At 77.7% G+C, this 990-nt stretch carries 1 pseudogene; it reads left to right on the forward strand.

Annotated features, from left to right (window positions below):
- Positions 1-387: 387 nt before the first annotated feature.
- Positions 388-990, forward strand: a pseudogene (locus tag GTW08_RS30785) (hypothetical protein); the annotation flags it as partial.

The following is a 990-nucleotide window of genomic DNA, read 5'->3' on the forward strand; positions in this document are numbered from 1 at the left end:
CTCCCCGGAGAACGCCGTGTCGACGCCGGCGGCGCCCGCGGCCAGCGCCGGGCCGGTGCCGTCGGCGGCGTCGGCCGCGGGGGCGTGCAGACCGACCACGACGGCGTCGACGACCGCCTCCGGCTCGGCACCGCTGTGTGCGGCGGTCTGCGGGAGAGTCGGGACGTCGATCGGCACGGGTGGCACTCCTCGGGGTCGGACGGGAACGGTGGGTATCGGACGAGTGGCTCCAGATCGCCCGATCTCACCCTGCGTGGCCGGTGCACGCGTCCCGTCCGCCGGGTGGGTGGGGAGCCGGGTGGCGGGCAGGACGACGAGACCGGACCGAGATGGTAATGACACCCCCGCGGCGCCGCGCGGCACAGGGGTGGATGGGAAGGTGAACGGGTGCCCCGCCCCCCGTACCGGATCCCGACCGTGACCGCGGTCGTCGTCGCCCTCTCGGCGACGTTCGGTACCGGGCTGTACGCCGCGCTCGGCCCGGCGGCCGCGTCGGCGGGCACCTGGTTCCCGCTCGGGGTGCTCCTCGCCGCGCTGCTCGCGCTCGGCGTGGTCGGCTCGACCGCGCACCTGTCGCTCGCCCGCCCGGCCGGTCCGGAGCTGGCCCGCGGTGACCTGCCCGCCCCCGCACTACGGCTCGGGGCGGTCGCGCGGGTGACCTCGCGGGCCGCCGCCGGATCGGCCGCGGCGCTGGTGTTCGGCGCCTACGTGCTGCCCACCCAGCCGGTCACGATCGCGGTGGTGGCGGTGCTCGCCGTCGTCGCGGTGAACGCCTTCGGGGTGCGGATCTCGCCCGGTGCGGCGCGCGGGCTGGTGGTGGGCACGCTGCTCGCCCTGACCGTCGCGATCGTGGTGGGGCTGCGGTCGGACGGCCCGCACGCGGTGCTGTCCTCGGCGATGCCCGCCGCAGCCACCGGAGCCGGCATCGCCGGCGACGGCGCCGGGACGCCCGACGACCCGGCCGTCGCCACGCTGCAGGCCGCGATCGAG

The organism is Pseudonocardia sp. SID8383, from assembly GCF_009864975.1.
Classification (GTDB): domain Bacteria; phylum Actinomycetota; class Actinomycetes; order Mycobacteriales; family Pseudonocardiaceae; genus Pseudonocardia; species Pseudonocardia alni.